We start from the raw sequence: 22,555 nt of genomic DNA on the forward strand, positions 1-22,555 counted from the left end.
TCGAAAACAGGTCTCATACAAAAACAATGTCTGATTATACGGACCGGGATTACATGCTCTTGCTGGAGATGTATCAGGAGAGGATCCGCGACCTCAAAAAGGACAAAAGATTCAAATATACACAGATATTCAAGAACCACGGTGAGCTTGCAGGCTCATATATCCTGCACCCCCATTCCCATGTCCTCGCAACAACTGCTCTGCCCCAGAGGATTGAATTGGAGCTTACGCAATCAAAAACACATTATATGCAAAAAGAGCGGTGTCTTTTTTGCGATATTATAAGCCAGGAGACGAGTCAAAATAAGCGAGTGGTGAGCATAAATTCGAGTTTCATATCTATTTGCCCATTTGCCTCGAGATTCCCCTTTGAAGTTTGGATACTGCCGAGGTTTCACGACAGCAGTTTCGAGGATCTCTATGACGAAGGGACAAAACAGGAACTTGTCAGCATGTTTTCAGATATAATGAAAAGAATAGAAAAATTAACCAATGCATATACAATTGTTATACACTCATCGCCAAATATCGTTGAGATTGACACTCAGGATGAGGAATATTTACCGGTTACCGAACATTTTCACTGGCATATCGAAATACTCCCCCGAGATTTCAGGACCTCCAAATATAAAAGAGAAGATGAATTTTATGTCATACCAACCACTCCCGAGGAGGCTGCAAGGGCCTTGAAGGAAGAAAAGGTTTAATTTTCATTTTTCTTAAAATTGTTCTTGACAACTTAAACCACTATATATAGTATAGAGATGTTGTATACACACTAAATATGGGGGTTATTTCTATCTATACGTATAAAATTCAATACATTGTTTTTTGTAATTCTTAATCATTAAAAGGCACTTATGATTTTGAAAAGGGGGTATTAATGGAAACAACTGATCTAAATCTTTTTGTAAGGACATCGGAAGAAACCATATTAGACTGGGACAGGTCGAAAATATCCGATGCCCTGGTCCGCGAAACACTGATCGACTCGGACACGGCAAACGAAGTAAGCAGGGAAGTTGAGAAAATGATAAGGAAATCAGGCATTAAGGTCGTGACCGCCCCCCTTATCAGGGAACTGGTAAACGCAAAACTCATCGAAAAAGGATTGGAGAGTTCGCGGAAGATGCACACAAGACTTGGTATGCCTATTTATGATGTGGACAACCTTATTCTCCATCCGAATAAGGAAAATGCCAATGTTCCCCATGGGCCGGAGGCCACAAATCTCACGCTCGCCGAGAGGATTAAAAAGGAGTATGCCTTACTGTCCGTATTCTCACAGGATGTTTCCGATGCCCACATGAATGGTGATATCCATTTACACGATCTCGGTTTTATCGACAGACCCTATTGCAGCGGTCAATCCCTTGAATATATTAAAAAATTCGGGCTCAATTTGCCCCACTCCCTCTCAATGGCAAATCCCGCAAAACACCCTGAAGTGCTCCTTGCCCACCTCATCAAGTTTTCAGCAGCATTGCAGAGCAATTTTGCAGGCGCAATAGGCTGGGACGCAATCAATATATTTTTCGCCCCATATCTTGAAGGGATGAGCGACGACGAAGTAAAACAATTAGCACAGATGCTCATATTTGAATTTTCCCAACAGGCCGTAGCAAGGGGCGGGCAGGCAATATTTTCCGATATCAACATATACTGGGAAATCCCAAAACACTTTGTAGATACGCCCGCTATAGGCCCGGGTGGAAAGTTTACCGGCAAGACCTACGGTGAATACGAGAAAGAAGCCCAGAGGTTTGCATGGAAATTATTCGAGATCTATAAAGAGGGTGACGGTTCGGGAAGACCTTTCTTCTTCCCGAAACCAATCGTTCATATTACAGAGAAATTCTTCCATACCCCGGGTCATATGGATTTTCTCTACCATATTTCCGATGTAGCCTCCGACAAAGGGAATACATATTTCGTTTTTGACAGAGGCGAAACAGCCAAAATCTCCGAATGCTGCAGACTCAGCTTCAAACTGGAAGAGAGTGACCTCCTCGATGCAAAAGAGCCATGGAGGATGAGATACTGTGCGCTGCAAAACGTTTCCCTGAACCTCCCCAGGATAGCCTACCTCGCACATGGCGACGATGCAAAGCTGTTCAACCTTATTTCAGAGAGGTTTGAGCTTGCCGTCAAGGCCCATAAAGAAAAGAGGTCTTTCCTGGAAAAACTGCTTTCCTTAGGCGAAGACGGGCCCCTTTCCCTCCTCACCATGAACAGGGATGGCATGCCATACCTGAGATTTAACCTTGCCTCCCATCTCATCGGCATGGTTGGTCTCAATGAGATGGTGCAGATTCATAAGGGGGAAGAGATGCATGATTCCACGAAGGCCTTAAAGTTTGGTCTCAGGATCATTGCGCATATGAACCTGCTCACAGATAAAATCAAGAGAAAGGAAGGCATCAAGGTCGTCCTCGAGCAGACGCCGGCAGAGAGTACGAGTTACCGTTTCGCAAGGCTCGATTTACGGTATTTCTCGCCTGCCTCAGGGAGGGTTGTTAAAGGTGACGTAGCTTCCGGAGAGGTATATTACACAAACTCCACGCACCTGAATGTAAAAAACCATATAAACCCCATCGAAAGGGTCACGAATGAAGGTATCTTCCATCCCCTGATAGAGGCAGGCTCGATCTCTCATGTATGGCTTGGTGAGGCCCAGCCGTCAAAGGAAGCAATAGCGGACTTCGTTATAAAGACATTTAAACATACAACGAACGACCAGATAGCCTTTTCACCGGAATTTACCACATGCAACAAGTGTAACAGGACATCAAGGGGTCTTTTGGATACGTGTGTATACTGCGGCTCCGGAGATGTTGATGGTATTACGAGAATTACAGGTTATTTTACTAAGGTTTCGAGTTGGAACAAAGGCAAGCTCGGTGAGTTGAAAGACAGGTACCGAAATAATGAATTTTTCTTTGAAAAACAGGAAAAGGCAGTGAATGAATAAAATATAAGGGGGATTTAATGGGTACAGTAAAAATTTTCTATAAAGATGATTGTCCAATGTGCCCTATGGCAAAACGGTTGAAGGACAATTTGCAGGAAAATAATGTGGATGTCCATTACTATAACGTAGAAACAGCGGATGGCCTTGCTGAAGCGACATTTTACCGGGTCCTGGCCCTTCCCACGATTCTTGTTGAAGACGAGATGGAAAACGGGCTTGGAGAATGGAGGGGCACTGTCCCCAAAGTGGAAGAGGTTTTGCATGTCGTGCAAGGACTATGATTTCCCGATAAAAGGTTTTATAGATACAAGCTTTATTGACTGGAAGGGGCAGCTTTCATCGGTGATATTCACCGGTGGATGCAACTTCAGGTGTCCCTACTGCCATAACAGCAGTATTGTACTCCATCCGGATCGGTTAGAAGACGTACCCCTTGAGTATGTCGTCTGTCATTTAAGGAAATACAAAAACTGGGTGGAGAGTGTGGTCATCACAGGCGGTGAGCCCACAATTAATATGAATCTCTTCTCCATCATAGGGCAATTAAAAATCGAAGGCATAAAGATCAAGCTCGATACGAACGGTTCGTCGCCTTCTATCATAAAAGGGCTTGTTAACGACGGACTGATCGATTATATCGCTATGGACATAAAAGGTCCGGTTGATCGGTACAAAAGGTGGTGCGGTGTTAACGTTGACCGGAAGAAGATCGAGGAAAGCGTACAATTTATTTTAGAGGGAAATGTAGATTACGAATTCAGGATGACGGTTGTTCCCTTCCTGCACAGAGAAGATGATATATATGAAGTGGCAGATTACATCGGGGATGCAAAAAAATTCTTTATTCAGGAATTTAAACCTAATAATACGCTCAATCCCGCATTTTCAGACATCAAACCCTTCTCACCTGAGAAGATGCAAAAAATAAGGCAGCACGTGTCGAATCAATTAAACATCGCCAGCCAGGATTTACAGATCAAAAAAGGCTGAATAACGGTTTTGTGGTTACTTGCCTGTCCAGAACCAGTGTATTGAGTAAATGATCAGAACAACAAGAACGGCGAGAGCGGTAATGATGGTTTCCCATTCCCACCGGTGGAGCTTTACCGTTCTCTTCCAGCCACAGTTACTGCAATGCAATACCCTCCTTCCAAAAAACTTGAGAAACCATTCCTTGGGGTTCCATCTCTCGCTCTGCATCAATTTCGATTGACTGCATGACGGACAGGGTGGAGAAGAGGACAGGAATACAAGAATGTCAGACAGGGAATTGATCCTTTCTGAAGCAGTATAAAGGTCCCTTCCTATATCGGTGAAGTCAGCAAAAAAATTAACAGAGTCCATTTTATAGCCTTTTTTTATGGATGCTTTTAATTTTCCTTTCTGATCTTTTTCCGTACCATCAGGGGGCATAGCTGTATTCTTTGTTCCAGGTATCATGTTCACACATCAAGGTATCCCATCCGGGTCTGCATGTCAATACAGTATTGAAGGTATTCTCTGACAACCTTTTTTGGATGATAGGCACCGGAATGGCCATCACATAACATGTCTGCATTGACACCGAGTAACTTGTCCATGGATTTTACCCATGCAACGGGGTCGCAATCAAATTCTTTAAGCAATGGCGCCCCGATATCCTGCACAAAAAGGATTCTTTTCCCGCCAATGTCAAGATAAAGCGAGATAGACCCCGGTGAATGGCCGGGTGTATGCAGCCAGACCATTTGCTGAGTGCCACACGGGATGTTACCTTCTTCGCCATAAAGTTTTTTATCAATGGGAAGAGGTTGGAAGTCGATTTCGAAACAGAAGGCTGCGGTGAGGCGGGGATCGGCCCTCTCAACAATTTCAGCGTCGAGGTTGTGCATGATGAGACGACTGCCGAAATGGGATCTGAAAAGGTGTGCACCACCGGCATGGTCTACGTGGCAGTGGGTAAGGATTATTGTTGTAATCTTTGCAGGATCAAAACCAAAAGATTCAATGTTCCGGACTATATGCTCGAAGCCTGCCCCGGAACCGCTGTCGATGAGGATAAGCTCGTCAACATCGAGGAGGCATACAATCCCATCCTTAATGCTGCTTATGGTGGGGCCACCTACCTGATATATTTCATCTGTTATCTTTATTGGTCCTGAATAGCGCATATGTAAACCTATTTAGGCTGAAGGGGGAAGGCTGAAGGTTTTTACCTTTCACCTTTTACCTTGCCCCTTTCCCATAATCAACTTACTCAACTGCATCTTTCCCCTCCCCCTTTCATCCCATTTCGGATTGCGGATTTCGGATACTATTCACTATTCACTGCCTTTCCTCTTTCCCCTTTCCAATAAACCAGTCTATCATGCTTCTTGCGACGCTGATTTTACCAGGAACGAGAGGGAGGTTGTCGCAATCAAACCAGCGTGCATCAACAATTTCTGACTCATCAATCCGAATATCACCACCGGCATATTGGGCAGTAAAGGCAATCATGAGGGAGTCAGGGAAGGGCCACGGCTGACTGCCGAAATAGCGGATATCTTTAACGTCAATGCCCACTTCTTCTTTGATCTCCCGTTTTACAGTATCTTCCAGTGTTTCTCCGGGTTCGACAAAGCCTGCAAGAACGCTGTACATCTCCTCGTCTTTAAAACGCTGCGCACGGGCAAGGAGTATACGATCGCCCCGTGAAACAAGAACTATGACAGCAGGGGAAATGCGCGGAAAGCTTACATGTCTGCATACCGGACACTTTTTGGCACGTTCATCGCTCTTGTTTTCTGTTTTTGACCCGCACTGGATACAGAATTGGTCAGTTCTGTCCCAGTCAATGATGTGGACAGCCCCTAAGGTTACTTTGAAGAGGTCTTCGTCTAAGTGATTAAATATTCCCCATATGCCGTGGAGAGCCATTCTTTCAGGTATTTCTGCTGTTTCTCCGATTTCAGCGGTATAACAATGCTGCCCATAATGTGTTCCCAGATAGAACTCACGGAGAGGTACAAATCCCAACTCGCTTATATCAACGAGTACTGGAATCGATACCCTGCCGTCTTCCACATTCACCAGCAGTTTTTTTCCGCATACAATAAACCAGAGGGCGGGGTCATCCTTTTTCGCAGGAGATATCACCGATGAGATAAATGTCTCTGTCATAATTGAGAGAACTTTATCTGTTTCATAAAACAAAGTCAAGCAAAGGGCAGGCTATGCGCATGGTGTATCAAATCGGTTACACTTAAAATTATGGCATTAAGGGCAATGATTTTTCATGTGTTGATTTTATATCTCTTCATCTTTTTGTAGAGGAGTGTCCTGTGAATGCCCAGCAAATCTGCAGCACGCGCCTTGTTGTTGTTTGAAGCGGAGAGGGCATCCATAATGGCATCCTTCTCGGCCGAGAAGGTGATATTTCTCAGCGATGCATCGGCCGTAGCCTGTAAAATCGTCTTCCTGTCCAGCAGATAGAAAGGCAGATCGGAAAGCTGGATTGTGTCCCCGTCATTGAGAGACAGCGCCCGTCCAAGAACATTATAAAGTTCCCTCACATTCCCTGGCCATTCGTAATTTACAAAGGTGTCTTCCACATCTTTATCAATTGTTAACACCGGACGGAGAAATTCTTTACACATCTGCTTTATTATAGTGTGAGCAAGGGGGAGTATGGCGTCTTTTCGCTCTTTCAAGGGCGGGATATGAAGCCGTATTACATTCAAACGGTAAAAAAGGTCTTTTCGGAATTTTCCGTTTTCTACCATTACTTCGAGATTCTGGTTACTTGCTGCAATAAGCCTGAAATTAGAATTGATATATGAAGTGCCTCCAACGCGCTCAAATTCCTTTTCTTCAAGGACACGGAGAAGTTTTGGCTGGATTTCAGGGGGAAGGTCGCCAATTTCATCGAGAAAGATTGAACCATGGTGGGCAAGTTCAAATTTGCCGGGCTTTCCGCAGTCCCTTGCCCCTGTAAAAGCGCCCTTTTCATAACCAAAGAGTTCTGATTCAAGGAGATCTTTTGGAATTGCAGAGCAGTTAATCCTTACAAAAGGATAGAGCCTGCGGTTACTGGCATTATGTATGGCCTGGGCAAACATCTCTTTCCCCGTACCTGATTCACCGGTAATCAGCACGGGAAGGTCGGTAGATGCTGCCTTATGGGCAGCTTCCTTCAGGAGCTTCATGGAATTGCTCACACCGATAATGCTCTCAAAGGTATATCTGGTGGAACGAAGAGAGATAAGCTCCTGCTCATAGTGTTGCACCTTTGATTCAAGAATGCACAATTTTTTTGCAAGCTTGCTCACATCACGGACATCTTTAAACATGACCTGCCCGAATACAGCGATGATTTTTCCATCTTTCTTAATGGGGATGCGCTGCACCACCATCTCCTGACCTTTTATTCTGTGAAGCTCCATGATTTCCGGTTTTCCTGTCTTTGCCACAATGTGCATACGGCTGTTTTCCACAACCTCTGTTGTATGTTTTCCTATCTGCTCTTCAGGGTTTATACCGAGAAACTCACCATAGGGTTTGTTGAAATAAAGGATGTATCCGTCCGGATCGGTTATTATTGCGCCGTTATGAATACTGTCCAGTATGAGCTTAAAAAGTTCTAACTGACTTGCTGTATCTTTCAAACTGAGAAAATATGAATAGAGGTCGCGTTTTTTTTCTCCTGAATTCTCCAGGAAAATTGTTTTGCCCATATGTTCTCCTTTTGTATATAATATACTTTATCTGATACACTACATGTAGCAAATTTGCAACAACTATTTACCTTAAACAATCATCAAACATGTGTTCGCTACCCCCTCTTCTTTGTCATTCCGCCACGAAGTGAGGGGCCCCGATTTAAGGTAACATATTGATATTATTAAATTGCAGCTTCGGTGCACTCCTCACAATGACCATTAAGTTCATTTTTGCGTAATTGGCAATAACCAATTGGCATAAAAGTTGCTATAATTATTGTATCCAAAAACAAAATAAAAAAAAGGGACAGACAGGGACAGACCATGAAGATTAAAGAACCAAAAATCAAACAGGAAGATATACTTGTTTTGATTGACGATAATTTTAATCCCCATAACGTGTGCATCATCACAGGGGTGGGGAGCGGTATCGGAAGGGCTACTGCGATAGCTGCTGCTGCTAATAATCTGATTGCCGTAGGACTTGATATTGATGAAAACGAGGGAAGGAATACAGAAAAAATGATCCGGAAGATGGGCGGCGAAATGGCCTTTATAAAAACCGACCTCACCAAAGACGAAGATATTGAAAATGCAGTACGAGAGGCTGCAAAGATTGGTTCTATTAAATATCTTGCAAATATCGCCGGTATCCAGCATATCGACTCAATAGAAAATTTCCCCATGGTAAAATACGATCTCATGATGAGTCTCATGGTTCGTACACCCTTCTATCTATCAAAACTGATTATTCCCCATATAAAAAGAAGCAGCGAAGGAACAGGCGCCATTGGAAACATGTCTTCCATTCATGGCCATATCAGCACGCTCAACAAACCGGTATACAATATTACAAAATTTGCCATGAGGGCGCTCAGTCAGTCAATTGCAGCAGAAGGAAACGGGAATATCCGTTCTTTTTCAGTGAGTACCGGCTTTGTGAAAACTAATCTTGCACTGGGGCAGATTCCTTCCCAGGCGAAACAGCGAGGCATTACAACTGATGAGGTTGTTCATGACGTAATGTTGGGGAAATCAAGGGTGAAGGAGATGATGTCACCCATTGAGGCAGCAAATTTGTTTATATTCGGCTTTTCGCGCTACTCCAATTATCTTGTCGGAGGAGACTTATTGTTCGACGGTGGGGTAGTCCTTACATATTAACGTTAAAAAAATAAAAGGAGGGAGTTATGAAGTTCAGAAAAGTATTTATTGGTGTTTTTGTTTTATTGATGGCCGGAATTTTCTGCGTAAGCAGCATACAGGCCGCAGACCCTTATAACCTTGGTGTTGCACTCGGTTTTACCGGCACAGGAACACTCTACAGCAAAGACCAGATGGAAGGCATCCAGGTTGCAGTAGATGAAATTAACGCTAAAGGCGGATTTTTGGGGAAATACCCCGTAAAACTTTTCCAGCAGGATACCCAGACAAAGCCTGATGTGGGCGTCCGGACCGTAAAAGACCTTATTCTGCGGGATAAAGTCCGTGCAGTCATCAATGATTACTCAAGCGCAGTAGCCGTTGCGGTAAAACCAATCTGCAGAGAATATAAGGTAATCCACATCGCAGCCATCAGCAACTCGGAAAATATTACAAAGATTAACTACAGTCCCTATACCTTCCAGGTTGTGCCGAACAGTTACATGCAGGCAAAAGCAGCGTCCTACGCCGTTGCCCAGCTGGCAAAAAAGAAAGGATGGAAGGAATATGTGACCCTTGCCTCAGACTATGAATGGGGGAGATCTACACAGGAAGAAGTTGTGACAGACCTTAAAAAGGTTGCACCTTTTCTGAAAGTGAAAAAGGAATTATGGCCGAAACTCGGAGAGACCCAGTTTGCCTCCTTTGTCACAAGCATTATGTCCATGAAGCCTGATTTTGTATACGCATGTCTTGCCTCCAAGGATAATGTGACCTTTACCGAACAAGCAAAACCCTACGGTTTTTTTGACAAAATACCCTATGTGGGGAGCATGCAGAGCGTAACAGAACTAATCACCGAAGCAAAGACAATGCCGCGGGGTCTCGTAGCAATCAGCCGTGCGCCCTTCTTCGCCCACATGGATATACCCATGATGGCAAACTTCGTGAAAAACTACAGGGCGAAATACAAAGGTAAGTATCCCAGCGACTGGGCAGTAATGGGTTATGATGCAGTCTATGCGTTGAAACAGGGTGTTGAAAAAGCAGGCTCAATCGACAACGACAAGGTAAAAGATGCAATGAAAGGTCTTGCTGTGGACCTGACCAGGGGCAAACTCCAGTTCAGACCTATTGATAACCAGCTTCGTTGCTCCTCTTATGTGGGTATTGTGAGAGATGACCCGAAATATCCATTCCCGATCCTCGCAGAGCTTATAGAGATTAAGGCTGCTGACAGCGAACGCCCGGAGGCTGAAATTGTAGCTGCAAGACAGGCCGAGAAAAAATAACGTAACATAAAAGGGTAAATCCTATGGAATTAACTTTTCTGTTTTCGCAGTTCATGAGCGGTTTGACCTATGGTTTGATGCTGTTCCTCGTTGCGTCAGGACTCTCTCTTATCTTTGGCGTAATGAACATCCTCAATTTTGCCCACGCTACATTCTGGTTGATCGGTGCGTATATATGTTTCACCTTCTGGAGCTTGATGGAGGCGCACCAGTTTGCCCTGTGGGTCAGCATCCCGCTTGCTGCACTGGCAACGGCAGCCTTCGGGTGGGTTTGCGAGGTTGTTCTTATCAAAAGGATATATAAGAGAGAACTCCATGAGCAACTCCTCATCACCTATGCCATGGCGTTAATCCTTGGCGATTTAATTAAGATCATATGGGGGCCGACGGACAGACTCATTGTCCGTCCCTCCATCATTCAAAAACCCATTCATCTTTTCGGAGCCCCCATCGATTCATATTTTATCTTTGTGATCCTCATAGGTTTTGCTGTAGCTATAGGGCTCTGGTGGTTTTTGAAATACACAAAATACGGCCACATAGTTAAGGCGGCTGTTTTCAGCAGGGAGATGGTGGGCGCCCTCGGGATCCCTATCCCGAAGATCTATACCTGGGTCTTTACATTGGGAATTTTCATTGCAGGATTGGCTGGAGGTGTCCAGTCGGCAATCGGTTCGGTGACGCTGGGTATGGATACCAATATCATCATCCAGGCCTTCTGCGTTGTAGTTATCGGGGGCTTTGGCAGCCTCATGGGGACACTGGTGGGGTCACTCATAGTCGGTGAAGTTTTCTCCTTTGCGATTCTCTACTGGCCTGACGGCGCAATGGTTCTCATCTTCGTTATTACTGCAGCAATTCTCATTGTAAGGCCGTGGGGACTCTTTGGAACACCGTTGAGGGCATAATATGGACAAGAAAAATAGTTTTCTAAAACGATTCCGGCTCCATGCAGGCCTCTTCCTTGTAGCGCTTATTCTGCCGTTGGTGGTCACTGAATTCTGGGTTCATGTCTTTACTGAGATCCTCATACTCGGTCTCTTTGCATCAGCCTTCAACCTGATCTTCGGGTATATGGGGCAGTTAAGCTTCGGGCAGGCGGCATATTACGGGATAGGCGCTTATACGACAGGGCTCCTCATGGTAAAGCTCCAATGGCCGCTATTTGTGTGTCTGCCCGCTTCCATGATAACTGCAGGGATCGGGGCGCTGATTCTTGGATACTTCTGTGTCAAACTGAGGGGTATTTACTTTGCGATTCTCACAATGGCCTTTGGGCAGTTTGTATTCTTCATCATCTTCCAATGGTACTCTTTCACGGGGGGAGATAATGGTCTCCAGGGGATCAACCCCCCGGTGTGGCTGTTCAAGGCAAATGCATATTATTATTTCTCGCTCGCTGTGGTAACCATCGGCATGATTCTCCTCTATATTATCACTGAGTCGCCCTTCGGGTATACGATGAAGGCCATAAGAGACAATACAGAGCGGACGGAGTTTATTGGCATCAACGTACAGCGGTATATGCTGATCAATTTTGTCATCTCCGGAATGTTCTGCGGACTGGCTGGAGCACTCTGGGGTCCCTTTAACAGGAGTGTTGCACCGGATTTATGCAGTTGGCAAAATTCCGGTCATCCGGTCTTTATGGCAGTCATGGGTGGTCCCCATCATTTTCTGGGTCCTATGATCGGCTCAGTCATCTTCACCTTTCTCAATGCCTTTGTAACAGGATTTACAGAATACTGGCCCCTGGTGAGCGGTCTGGTAATGATAATAGTTGTTCTTTTGATGCCGGGCGGCCTTTTCGGGATTATCAAATCAAAGGGTTATTTCAGTCCCAGAAACGTGGGAGATGTGAAAAATGAATGATGGTGTCATTTTAAAAACAGATCATCTGAGCAAGTCTTTCTTTAAGTACCAGGTATTGACCGATGTGAACTACCAGTTGAACAGGGGCCAGATTGCTGCAATAATCGGCCCTAACGGGGCAGGAAAAAGCACCTTCTTCAACCTCGTTACCGGTTATCATACGGTCAGCGGTGGCAATGTCTACTTCAGGGGTAAGGAGATTACAAACTGGGCGCGTCACAAGATCGCCAGGATTGGCATTACTCGGGCATTCCAGGTAAGCAACATCTATCCAAAACTTACAACTTATGAAAACGTACGGCAATCAATTCTCGCACAGCAGAAAAGGACCCTGAATTTTTTTACCCCTGCAGAAAGGCTTGCAAAGGACGAAACCCTTGGCCTCCTCGAAACCACCGGTCTTTCCGGCTTCAGAAACACCGAGGCGGGGATACTTTCACAGGGTGACAAGAAAAAACTGGAATTGGCACTGGCACTGGCAAGCAAGCCCGACCTTCTTCTTCTCGACGAACCTACGGCAGGGATGTCATCGGAAGAAACCCACGAAACGATGGAACTCGTGAAGCGTCTTAACAAGGACATTGGCTTGAGCATCCTTTTTACCGAACATGATATCTCGGTGATTTTCGGCTATGCTCAGAAACTTTCCGTGCTGCATCAAGGGATTCTCGTTGCCGAAGGTACTCCGGAAGAGGTAAGACAGAACAAAGAAGCTCAAGCATGTTATCTTGGTGAGGAGATATGATACTGGAAGTCAATAATATTAATACGTTTTATGGTACAAGTCATATCCTTTTCGACGTGTCTTTGCAGGTGAAAAGCGGTGAGCTTGTCTGTCTCCTGGGGAGAAACGGCGCCGGCAAATCAACGACCATGAGGAGTATCATGGGTCTTACCCCGCCCAAAACCGGAGACATGAAGTTCTATGGCGAGGATATGACAGGAAAACCGCCCTATAAAATTGCACAGAAAGGGATGGGGTATGTCCCGGACAACAGGTTAATCTTTCCTGATCTGACTGTCCGCCAGAATCTTGAAGTCGCTATAAAAAAATCTGAGCATTTTAAGGGTGAGCCATGGACTGTAGAGAGGATCTATGAGATTTTCCCTAAGCTTAAAATATTAGAAAAGCACCTCGGCGGTTATCTAAGCGGCGGCGAACAACAGATGCTTACCATCGGAAGAACGCTGATGGGCAACCCGGAGTTGATTCTCCTTGATGAGCCCGTAGAGGGATTGGCCCCTCTCGTTGTCAGGGATTTTGCCGACAGGCTTCTGAAACTTAAAGAGATAGGGGTCACGATCCTTTTTGCAGAACAGAATGTAAAGTTCTCCCTTGCTATCGCCGACAGGGCCTATGTGATTGACAGAGGAAGGATCAGATATCACGGAAGCATCCAGGAACTGAGTGCAAACGAAGAGGTAAAACGGAATTACTTGATGATATAAACATGCTTCTCGATACCGGATACTCGATACTGGTTTGAACCAGAATCCAGTATTTAAAATCCAGCATCGAAGGGCATTGTATTTGGAGGAAAAACATGAAGCAACCCCTTTGGAAACCATCTGAAAAAAGAATAAAAAATGCAAATATGACAAAATTCGTAGAGTTCATAAACAAACGGTTCAACAAACAATTAACCGGTTATTTCGATCTCTATGACTGGTCAGTTGACAATATAGCTGATTTCTGGGCAAGTGTATGGGATTTTGTTGATATTAAGGCATCTAAAAAGTATGAAAAAGTAGTGGATGACCTTAAAAAATTCCCTGGCACACAATGGTTTACAGGTGCAGAATTAAACTTTGCCGAAAACCTTCTCAGATACAGGGACAAAGAGGTTGCTTTTGTTTTTAAATGTGAAACAAAGCCGTCAGTGCGCATAACCTATGAAGAGCTTTATAAGACTGTTGGCAGACTTGCCAGTTCTTTGAAGGAACAGGGCGTGAAGAAGGGTGACAGGGTCGTAGGATATATGCCGAACATGAGCGAAACAGCAATTGCAATGCTCGCTACGACAAGTATTGGCGCTACATGGGCATCCTGCGGATCAGAACTCGGGATGCAGGCAGTTATCGACCGCTTCAGCCAGATAGAGCCGAAAATCCTGTTTACGGTCGATGGATACCTTTACAAAAACAAACCATTCCATATGCTCGCCGATGTTAAGGAAGTTGTAGCGGCAGTACCGTCAATAAAGAAGGTAGTTGTTGTTTCCTACGTCAATGAAAAACCGGACATCACTGGTATTCCTGATGCTGTTCTTTACAAGGATTTTCTGGCCATTGGAAAGAGCGATGATATTGTTTTTGAGCAGGTGCCCTTTGATCATCCTGTGTATATCATGTTTTCCTCAGGGACAACAGGCAAACCAAAGTGCATGGTACAGAGTGTTGGCGGGATACTGATCAACCACATGAAAGAGCTGATCCTCCATTCAGACTTAAAGAGGGAGGATACGATTATTTATATGACAGCGCCAAGCTGGATGATGTGGAACTGGCTTATAAGTTCACTTGCTATTGGTGCAAAGATTGTCCTTTTTGACGGAAACCCCGGATACCCGGATACAGGTGCCATGTGGAAACTGATAGATGATGAGAAGATAACCATTTTCGGGACAAGCGCAACGTATATTAATATGCTTAAAGGGCAGGGTTTTAAACCAAAGGAATTGTTCGACCTCAGCACACTCAAAGAGATCTGTCAGACCGGTTCCGCCCTTTCTGCGGAAGGGTTCGAGTACGTGTATCAGTATATAAAGAACGACGTCCATTTTCATTCCATCTCAGGCGGCACCGATATAAACGGTTGTTTTGCAGCAGGGTCCCCGACCATTCCCGTCTATGCCGGGCAACTGCAGGCGCCTGCACTGGGAATGAAAATAAAAGCATACGACGAAAAGGGAAAACCGGTTTACGACAAACAGGGGGAGCTTGTCTGCGAAGCACCAGCCCCTTCCATGCCTCTCTATTTCTGGAACGACCCGGAACATAAGAAATATAATGATGCATACTTTTCAGTATACCCGAATATATGGAGACATGGAGATTATGTGGAGATTTACAGTGATACCCGTGGCATTACCTTCTTCGGGCGTTCCGATGCCATATTAAAACCATCGGGGGTTCGTATAGGTACGGCTGAAATTTACAACATTGTCGATGGATTTGGTGAAATAGCCGATTGTGTAGCTATAGGACAGAACTGGGAAAATGACCAGCGTGTCCTCCTTTTTGTAAAGCTTTCTTCCGGGGCAACCCTGAGCGATGAATTGAAGGACAGGATTAAAAAGGCCCTCAGGGATAAGGCATCCCCGCGGCATGTCCCCGCTCTCATTATCGATGTCCCCGATATACCATATACATTCAACATGAAGAAGGTGGAGAGCGCTATAACAAATATCATTAACGGCAGGCCGGTTACCAACAGAGATGCCCTGGTCAACCCTAAGTCACTTGATTATTTTGAGGATATCCTGTCCGTGGTGCAAAAATAAACACAGAATGAGAGACAACAGCCCTTAGCCATCAGCAGTTAGCTATGAGCTAATATAGGAGGTATATATGTTTGTATCTGATTGGATGACAAAGAAGGTGTATACGGTGACACAGAACGATAGTGTTTCGGACGCTATAAAATTATTAAAAGAAAAAAAGGTCAAACACCTCCCGGTAGTAAAAGACGGCAACAAGATAGTCGGTATTTTATCGGACAGAGATATAAAGGACTATACTCCTTCAAAGGTTTCGACCTTTGATATTCACGAACTGAATTATATCCTGTTTACGACAAAGGTCATAAAGATTATGGTGAAAAATGTCATTACCGCTGCGCCTGATATGCCTATAGAGGAAGCCGCTATGACGATGTATGACAAAAATATCGGATGTCTGCCTGTTGTGGATAAAGATAAGTTGATTGGTATTATATCTGATAAAGACCTGTTCCGTGTTCTCGTTGATATCACAGGTGTGCGGCAGGGCGGCAACAGGTTCTACGTGGTTCTTAAAGATAAACTGGGCGTAACAGGCGAAGTCCTCGATGTTCTCAGAAAACACGGGTTTACCCTCGACAGTGTTCTTACAACTTACGAAGGGGCACAAAAAGGGTATAAACGTGTTGTGGTAAGGACAAAAGGCGCAAAAGGCAATATTGATGCAGCCAGCAAAGAAATAAAAGAGCTGTTTGGTATGCCCTTCATGTAATTGAACAGCCCGCTCTCTGAACTATTCTTTAGTTGCATCCCTGAATTGTCAGGAGTGGCTTTTTGCTGTTCCCCTGCAAGAAAATCATAGAAAAATATCTTTATTGATGCGTTATATTATTATATAAATTTATATAAATGGTGTATAAATGTTATGAAAACATTACATATGCCTGAAGGGCTAAATTTACTAAAGAGGTAAAACATGGATTATAAAGTCCAGAATAAATTAGATGTCTCGGTTTTATTTGTGGAAAACGAGAGTGTCAAAAGAGAAAAATTTGCCGAGATGATAAGTAAGCACGTTAAGAAACTGTACCTTGCCAAAGATGGAAATGAGGGTCTTGCACTTTTCAGAGAGCACAAGCCTGAAATAGTAGTAACAAATTTAACGTTGCCGTATATGAACGGGATTGAATTGGTACAGAAGATCAAGGCGGTTCATGATGATACGCACATCATTATGACAGTAGCTCGGAATGATTTGAATTACCTCATTGAATCCATTGATACAGGAATCAGCCACTATGTCCTTAAGCCCTTAGAAAAAGAAAAGTTGCTTGCTGCAGTCAGAAAATGTGCAGATATGGTGATGCTCAGAAGGAAAATTGAGCAGCAGAATGAGCATATTATGGAATTTTATCTTGCCGTTGAGCATGGTCCTGATATTGTTATCATCACAGACTCAAAGGGCAACATTGAATATTCGAATCCGAAATTTTCCGGGATTACCGGCTATTCAAAAGAAGAAGCGATCGGGAAAACGCTCGCCATATTAAAGTCCGATGAAGTTGACACCGAGGCATATACCAGTTTGTGGAACTCTATTAAATCAGGAAATGAGTGGCAGGGAAAGCTTGCGAACAGAAAAAAAGACGGTGAGTGTTACTGGGCCTCAGTATCCATTTTTCCTGTAAAGGATTCCAAGGGGCAGATTGGACATTTTGTTTACATCCAGGAGGATATTACCGGTTGGAAACTTACAGAAGAAGACCTCAGGGTAAGCGAAGAAATGTTTAAGGTATTGACTATGCTTGCCCAGGACGCCATCGTGATGGTTGACGACAGGGGTAGGACTAATTTCTGGAATGAGGCAGCGGAGAGAATGTTTGGTCTTCCCACTACTGATGCTATCGGAAAAGAACTCTGGGATTTCATGCCCTCACCGGAGGTCCGGGAAATCTTCGAGAACAAAATAAAAACATACAAGGAAACATGTCAATGTAGTGTTTCGGGTAATATCATTGAACAGCCCGCATTAAAAAATGACGGCACTTTATTCCCTGTTGAGGTTTCGATCACAGCGGTTCATATCAGGGATAAATGTCATTCAATTGCGATAATACGCGACATTACACAGCGTAAGCAGATAGAGCAGAACGTTCTTAATGAAAGAGAGAAATTTCAAACCTTATCTGAAAACGCCCCCTTTGGAATTATGCTGGTGGATAAAAACGGGGTTTTGAAATATCTGAATCCCAACTTCATAGAATTATTTGGTTACAAACATGAAGAAATACCCGATGGAAAGTCCTGGTTCAGAAAGGCCTTTCCTGAATCTGAATACCGGCACGACGTAATTGGAAACTGGATTAAAGATATGGAGGATCCTATTAAGGGGAAAAAAGAACCGTGGGTCCTTACCGTTACATGTAAGAACGGGACACAAAAGATTGTTGACTTTTTCCCGGTGAAATTAAGTTCGGGAGAATCGGTAATTTTTTGCCAGGACTTGACTGAATTGAAGAAGAACGAGAGAAAACTTCTCTATATTTCAAGTTATGATTTTCTCACAGGGCTCCCGAACAGACACTCCATGGAGGAAGCACTGCGGCAGGCAATAGAGCTTGCCAAAAAAGGAAAGAAAAGGGGAGGGCTAAGCGCACTGCTTTTCACAGACCTCGACGGCTTCAAGGATATTAACGCAAAATTAGGTCATATTGCAGGCGACGAGTTGTTGATCGCCGCGGCAAAGATGCTAAAGAATGCCTTACGTGGAGGTGATAGCGTATACAGGTTCGGGGGCGATGAGTTTGTAATACTCTTCAGGGGTGTAAGCATGGCTGAAGCAAAGTTGGCTGCCGAGAGGATACAGCGTACAGTAAATCAGCATGAATTTACTGTAGATTATGAGAAATTTAAAATGGATATCAGTATGGGTATCATCCAGGTAGACGGGGCGATGGACCCTGTAACACTGCTTTCTAAGGCCGTGAATACTCTGTACAAGGCAAAAAAGCTTGGTCGGAACCATATAGCGGTATATCAGGGCGAGTGATTTTCCAATCCTTATACTTCCCGGAACATGAGCTTTAACGTGTAGACTTCCGGGAGCGTCTCCCTTTGAATATTGAAACCCATTTTTTCAAAAAGGTGGAGCATCATCCTGTTTTCCTTTAAAACTTCTGCAGAAAAGCCGAGTAGACCCTGTTTTTTTGCGATGTATGTGAGATGTGTGAGAAGTTCAGTCCCGATGCCCTGATTCTGATACTCATCCTGTACCATTAACGCAACCTCAGCAGTATGACTTCCTTCATTGCCTCTAAACTGGCCCACCGCGGCAATGACCTCTCTCCCTTGGTGTTCGAGCACGGCGAGGATAACCATCTGTTTTGTATAATCGATAACAACAAAAAATTCCTGCAGTTTTTCATGGGGCATATTCTTCCGGGCAGATATGAACCGTTTGTATATCGTTGACTCGGAAAGGGAATAAAAAAAATCTTTGAGGAGAGGCTCGTCGCTGATTTTTACAGGTCGGAGAAAGATTTTAAGCCCCGCCTTCGTCGTCCTGTAAGTTTCCAGGTCTTCGGGATATTCGCCCCCCTTTCCGGCTATGTATGCCTGGTCCTTATAAACGAGAGAAAGTTTCCGCGCTTCTTCAACGAGCCAGGGCTGAAACTTGGGATGTGCAATGGAGATGAGCGACATTGCCCGTTCTCTGATGTTTTTGCCATGGATGTAGGCAATACCGTATTCTGTGACAACGTAATGTATATCCCCTCTCGTTAATGTCACGCCTGCCCCTTCTTTAAGAAACGGAACTATCCTCGAAACTGTTTCGTCCTGGGCCGTGGATTGAAGGACAAGTATTGTCTTGCCTCCCGGCGTGAGGGCGGCGCCCCTCATGAAGTCTGCCTGCCCACCGATACCGCTGTAAAAGGTCCTGCCTATTGATTCTGCCGTAGCCTGGCCGGTAAGGTCAATTTCGAGGGCGCTGTTGATGGCAACAATATTTCTGATCTGAGATATGATAGCCGGATTGTTTGTATAGTCGATTGACCTGAATTCGATACACGGGTTGTCATGGATAAAATCGTATGTTTGCTTTTTCCCCATGCAAAAGGAGGCAACGGTTTTATCACGGTCAATAGTCTTTTTACTGTTTGTAACAACACCGTTTTTCATCAGTTCTGCGATACCTTCGGTAAAGAGTTCTGTATGAACCCCAAGGTCCTTTTTTGACGACAGGTTTGAAAGGATCGCATTAGGGATGCTCCCGTAACCTACCTGGATGGTATCCCCATCTTCAACGATGCGGGCAACATGTTTTCCTATCCGTTCGGCGATCTCACCTGGTATGCTTGATTCAAACTCAAGAAGGAGTTCATCGTAAGGCACTATAAAATCAATGTCTTTAACATTAACAAAGGTATCACCGTGGACGCGTGGCATGTGGGTGTTTATCTGGGCAATGACAAGGCGTGCGTTTTCCACTGCTGTTTTTACTATATCAACACTCACGCCAAGGCTCACAAAACCGTGGTCGTCCGGCAATGAGGTCTGTATGAGCGCTATATCAATGGGGATGCTTTTTCGCCGGAGAAGCCTCGGAACCTGGGAAAGGAATATAGGTGTATAATCGGCAAGACCCTTGTTTACCGGCTCACGCGTATTATCTCCGATGAAAAAGGAGTTGTGGCGGAAATTATACTTAAATTTTTCCTGTGTATAGGGGGCTACACCGAGAGACCATATGTGGAGTATCTCTGCATCAAAAAAGGCCTTGGGATTTGATTCAACATAACGTATGAGCGCCTGGACAAGGTACTGGGGTTCGCCGCAGGCAGTGCCTATAAATATTCTGTCGCCGGCATGTATATTGCCGAATACCCTCTTCTCCGGGGCAAACTTTTCAGGGTATTGACCCATTAGTCTGTCTAATTTCACAATGCCTATATTTTAAAACGTTTTTCAATGGAATATGCAAGATATTCGTATGCAGTTAAACAATAAAGTTATTGATATGGTATACTTAAACTTAAGAATCAATTGTAAAAAAAGGAGAAACAATATGAACAAAGATAAACGCATAGAGCATGACATGCTTGGTAAAAGGGAAATACCCGATACATGTTACTATGGTATTCAAACACTGCGTGCCACGGAAAACTTCAGTATCAGCGGTACAACGATTTCCATGTACCCGCTTTTTGTTCATTCCCTGGCCTATATCAAAAAAGCGGCAGCCCTGGCAAATAATAAACTGGGTCTGTTACCGGACAGCATCATCGAAGCGGTTTCAAAGGCCTGTGACGAAATACTCTCCGGAAAACTTCATGACCAGTTTGTTGTGGATATGATACAGGGCGGTGCAGGCACATCGACAAATATGAATGCAAACGAGGTTATTGCCAACCTTGCCCTGGAGATTATAGGTTATGAAAAGGGACGATACGACATCATACACCCCAATAATCATGTGAATATGTGCCAGTCCACAAACGACGTATATCCTACCGCTATCCGGCTCGCATTGATTTTGAAAATTCGCGCATTGCTGGAAGCGATGCAGTGCCTTTATAATGCCTTTGAGGAGAAATCGATTGAATTTATGAATATCATAAAGATGGGAAGGACACAACTCCAGGATGCGGTTCCTATGACTCTGGGGCAGGAATTCTCTGCCTATGCGGTCATGATAGCAGAGGATATAGAGAGGCTGAAGGAGGCCGAGGCCCTGGTGCACGAAATAAATCTCGGGGCAACCGCTATCGGGACAGGCATTAATGCCCACCCCGATTACTCAAGGCTGGCTATTTTAAACCTGCGAAAGCTAACAGGTATTGAATTCGAGGCATCACCGAATCTTATAGAGGCAACGCAGGATTCAGGGGTATACGTCCAGTTATCCGGTATATTAAAACGTGTAGCCGTAAAACTGTCAAAGATATGTAATGATTTGAGGCTCCTTTCATCCGGTCCGCGCTGTGGCTTTAATGAAATCCACCTTCCCCCCATGGCTCCTGGTTCAACGATCATGCCGGGCAAGGTAAACCCCATAATCCCCGAGGTCGTTAATCAGATTGCCTTTAATGTTATCGGCAATGACATGACGATTACCATGGCTGCAGAGGCGGGTCAGCTTGAGCTCAACGTTATGGAGCCGATTATTGCCTTCAGCCTCTTCAACTCCCTCGTTTTTCTCCGACGGGGGTGTTTCACCCTTGCAGACAGGTGTGTGAAGGGTATCACCGCAAACCGGGAGCAGTGCAGGCAGAACGTGGAATGCAGCATTGGCCTTGCAACGGCACTGAACCCCTACATAGGTTACGAGAAATCAACGGAGGTTGCCCATGAGGCCCTTGAGACAAACAAGTCTGTCTATGAAATTGTACTGGAAAAGGGGTATCTTGCAAAAGACAAGCTGGATGAAATTCTTTCGCCGGAAAACATGATCAAGCCAAGGTATACACACGATAAATAAGCAATACTGCATACCAAACCTACTCTTTTACACATAATGATCTTTTTATAAGTTGCAATGCTATGAAGCTATGTAAGGTTTTCCGAATTCATCGAGGGATACGAGCTCACTGAGAGGTTTTCTTGGAGTTGCTTTTGGTATATCTTCAAAGTAACCGAGGGGAATCATTTCAACAACACTATACTCTGGCGGAATCTTCAAGGTTGCCTGCGCTTTGTCAGCGTCGAAAAGCCCTACATGGACAGTGCCAAGACCAAAATTCCATGCAGAAAGGACTATATGTTCCATGGCAATGCCCGCATCGAACATGAACCAGTCCCCCTTGTTGGTGGCCGGAACACCTTTATAGTAGCCGGAAACCCCTTTCTTTGCAAAGAGGCAGATAACAGTTGGTGCATCCAGAATTCCGTTTCTGCCAGGGTTTGTCAGAGGGAGCGCCTCAGCCAGTTTTTCTTTTACTGCCTGGTCTTTTACTACAACGTATCTGCAGACCTGGGTGTTAGCCCACGATGGTGACCACCGCGCGGCATCGAGGATCTCGGTGATTATCTCGTCAGGAACAGGGTCTTTTTTATACTTCCTGACGCTTCGTCTTTCATGTATTACTTTTAAGATATCCATACGATACATCAGTATAGTGCAGTTTTAATTCAGTTATCAAGAAAAATAAAACAATGGCT

Annotated in this window: 20 protein-coding genes; 14 read left to right on the plus strand and 6 right to left on the minus strand. The window is 44.5% G+C overall.

The window, feature by feature from the left end:
- The 4 genes from NTX75_16575 to NTX75_16590 all read left to right on the plus strand — a co-directional run.
- Positions 1 to 707 (plus strand): galactose-1-phosphate uridylyltransferase (locus NTX75_16575; protein ID MCX5817830.1); only part of this gene is annotated, 707 nt, incomplete at its 5' end.
- 176 nt (positions 708 to 883) lie between these two features.
- Positions 884 to 2,971, plus strand: a complete 2,088-nt coding sequence (gene nrdD, locus NTX75_16580) for an anaerobic ribonucleoside-triphosphate reductase (GenBank protein MCX5817831.1) — start codon at positions 884 to 886, stop codon at positions 2,969 to 2,971.
- 17 nt (positions 2,972 to 2,988) lie between these two features.
- A complete protein-coding gene (locus NTX75_16585) occupies positions 2,989 to 3,252 on the plus strand; it encodes a thioredoxin family protein (GenBank protein ID MCX5817832.1) in 264 nt (87 codons plus the stop codon).
- Positions 3,233 to 3,961 (plus strand): anaerobic ribonucleoside-triphosphate reductase activating protein, encoded by a 729-nt coding sequence (locus NTX75_16590; protein ID MCX5817833.1) that lies wholly within the window; start codon positions 3,233 to 3,235, stop codon positions 3,959 to 3,961. Before NTX75_16585 ends, NTX75_16590 begins: the two co-directional genes overlap by 20 nt.
- Positions 3,962 to 3,976: 15 nt before the next feature.
- Here the strand turns inward: NTX75_16590 and NTX75_16595 are convergent, their stop codons facing one another.
- The 4 genes from NTX75_16595 to NTX75_16610 all read right to left on the minus strand — a co-directional run bounded on the left by NTX75_16595 (position 3,977) and on the right by NTX75_16610 (position 7,665).
- Entirely contained in the window at positions 3,977 to 4,417 is a 441-nt protein-coding gene (locus tag NTX75_16595; protein ID MCX5817834.1) for a hypothetical protein, read from the minus strand.
- Complete coding sequence (locus tag NTX75_16600) at positions 4,414 to 5,121, minus strand: MBL fold metallo-hydrolase (protein MCX5817835.1); 708 nt, start codon at positions 5,119 to 5,121, stop codon at positions 4,414 to 4,416. The genes NTX75_16595 and NTX75_16600 overlap by 4 nt, the downstream gene beginning before the upstream one ends.
- A gap of 154 nt (positions 5,122 to 5,275) precedes the next feature.
- Positions 5,276 to 6,112: an NAD(+) diphosphatase gene (gene nudC, locus NTX75_16605; GenBank protein ID MCX5817836.1), complete on the minus strand. Its 837-nt coding sequence runs from the start codon at positions 6,110 to 6,112 to the stop codon at positions 5,276 to 5,278.
- Between the two features lie 113 nt (positions 6,113 to 6,225).
- Complete coding sequence (locus tag NTX75_16610; GenBank protein ID MCX5817837.1) at positions 6,226 to 7,665, minus strand: sigma 54-interacting transcriptional regulator; 1,440 nt, start codon at positions 7,663 to 7,665, stop codon at positions 6,226 to 6,228.
- A 309-nt stretch (positions 7,666 to 7,974) separates the two neighbouring features.
- On the opposite strand from NTX75_16610, the gene NTX75_16615 reads away from it, so the two are divergent.
- The 9 genes from NTX75_16615 (at position 7,975) to NTX75_16655 (ending at position 18,446) form a co-directional block, all read left to right on the plus strand.
- On the plus strand, positions 7,975 to 8,814 hold the full coding sequence (locus NTX75_16615; protein MCX5817838.1) for an SDR family oxidoreductase: 840 nt from the start codon (positions 7,975 to 7,977) through the stop codon (positions 8,812 to 8,814).
- A gap of 26 nt (positions 8,815 to 8,840) precedes the next feature.
- Positions 8,841 to 10,085, plus strand: coding sequence for an ABC transporter substrate-binding protein (locus NTX75_16620; GenBank protein MCX5817839.1), 1,245 nt, complete (start codon positions 8,841 to 8,843; stop codon positions 10,083 to 10,085).
- A 23-nt stretch (positions 10,086 to 10,108) separates the two neighbouring features.
- On the plus strand, positions 10,109 to 10,993 hold the full coding sequence (locus NTX75_16625) for a branched-chain amino acid ABC transporter permease (protein MCX5817840.1): 885 nt from the start codon (positions 10,109 to 10,111) through the stop codon (positions 10,991 to 10,993).
- 1 nt (position 10,994) lies between these two features.
- Complete coding sequence (locus NTX75_16630; protein ID MCX5817841.1) at positions 10,995 to 11,957, plus strand: branched-chain amino acid ABC transporter permease; 963 nt, start codon at positions 10,995 to 10,997, stop codon at positions 11,955 to 11,957.
- Positions 11,950 to 12,702 carry an ABC transporter ATP-binding protein gene (locus tag NTX75_16635; GenBank protein MCX5817842.1) on the plus strand — a complete coding sequence of 251 codons (753 nt, stop codon included), beginning with the start codon at positions 11,950 to 11,952 and terminating at the stop codon, positions 12,700 to 12,702. The genes NTX75_16630 and NTX75_16635 overlap by 8 nt, the downstream gene beginning before the upstream one ends.
- On the plus strand, positions 12,702 to 13,406 hold the full coding sequence (locus NTX75_16640; protein ID MCX5817843.1) for an ABC transporter ATP-binding protein: 705 nt from the start codon (positions 12,702 to 12,704) through the stop codon (positions 13,404 to 13,406). The genes NTX75_16635 and NTX75_16640 overlap by 1 nt, the downstream gene beginning before the upstream one ends.
- A gap of 95 nt (positions 13,407 to 13,501) precedes the next feature.
- A complete protein-coding gene (locus NTX75_16645; GenBank protein ID MCX5817844.1) occupies positions 13,502 to 15,460 on the plus strand; it encodes an acetoacetate--CoA ligase in 1,959 nt (652 codons plus the stop codon).
- Positions 15,461 to 15,527: 67 nt separating this feature from the next.
- Positions 15,528 to 16,169, plus strand: a complete 642-nt coding sequence (locus NTX75_16650; GenBank protein MCX5817845.1) for a CBS and ACT domain-containing protein — start codon at positions 15,528 to 15,530, stop codon at positions 16,167 to 16,169.
- A gap of 204 nt (positions 16,170 to 16,373) precedes the next feature.
- A complete protein-coding gene (locus NTX75_16655) occupies positions 16,374 to 18,446 on the plus strand; it encodes a PAS domain S-box protein (GenBank protein MCX5817846.1) in 2,073 nt (690 codons plus the stop codon).
- A gap of 11 nt (positions 18,447 to 18,457) precedes the next feature.
- Here the strand turns inward: NTX75_16655 and NTX75_16660 are convergent, their stop codons facing one another.
- Positions 18,458 to 20,320, minus strand: a complete 1,863-nt coding sequence (locus tag NTX75_16660) for a GNAT family N-acetyltransferase (protein MCX5817847.1) — start codon at positions 20,318 to 20,320, stop codon at positions 18,458 to 18,460.
- Positions 20,321 to 20,462: 142 nt separating this feature from the next.
- Between NTX75_16660 and aspA the strand changes: the two genes are divergently transcribed.
- Entirely contained in the window at positions 20,463 to 21,875 is a 1,413-nt protein-coding gene (gene aspA, locus NTX75_16665) for an aspartate ammonia-lyase (protein MCX5817848.1), read from the plus strand.
- Positions 21,876 to 21,935: 60 nt separating this feature from the next.
- Here aspA and NTX75_16670 read toward each other — a convergent pair whose 3' ends face one another.
- On the minus strand, positions 21,936 to 22,496 hold the full coding sequence (locus NTX75_16670) for a nitroreductase family protein (GenBank protein MCX5817849.1): 561 nt from the start codon (positions 22,494 to 22,496) through the stop codon (positions 21,936 to 21,938).
- Positions 22,497 to 22,555 lie beyond the last annotated feature (59 nt).

The organism is Pseudomonadota bacterium, assembly GCA_026388315.1.
Lineage (GTDB): Bacteria > Desulfobacterota > Syntrophorhabdia > Syntrophorhabdales > Syntrophorhabdaceae > MWEV01.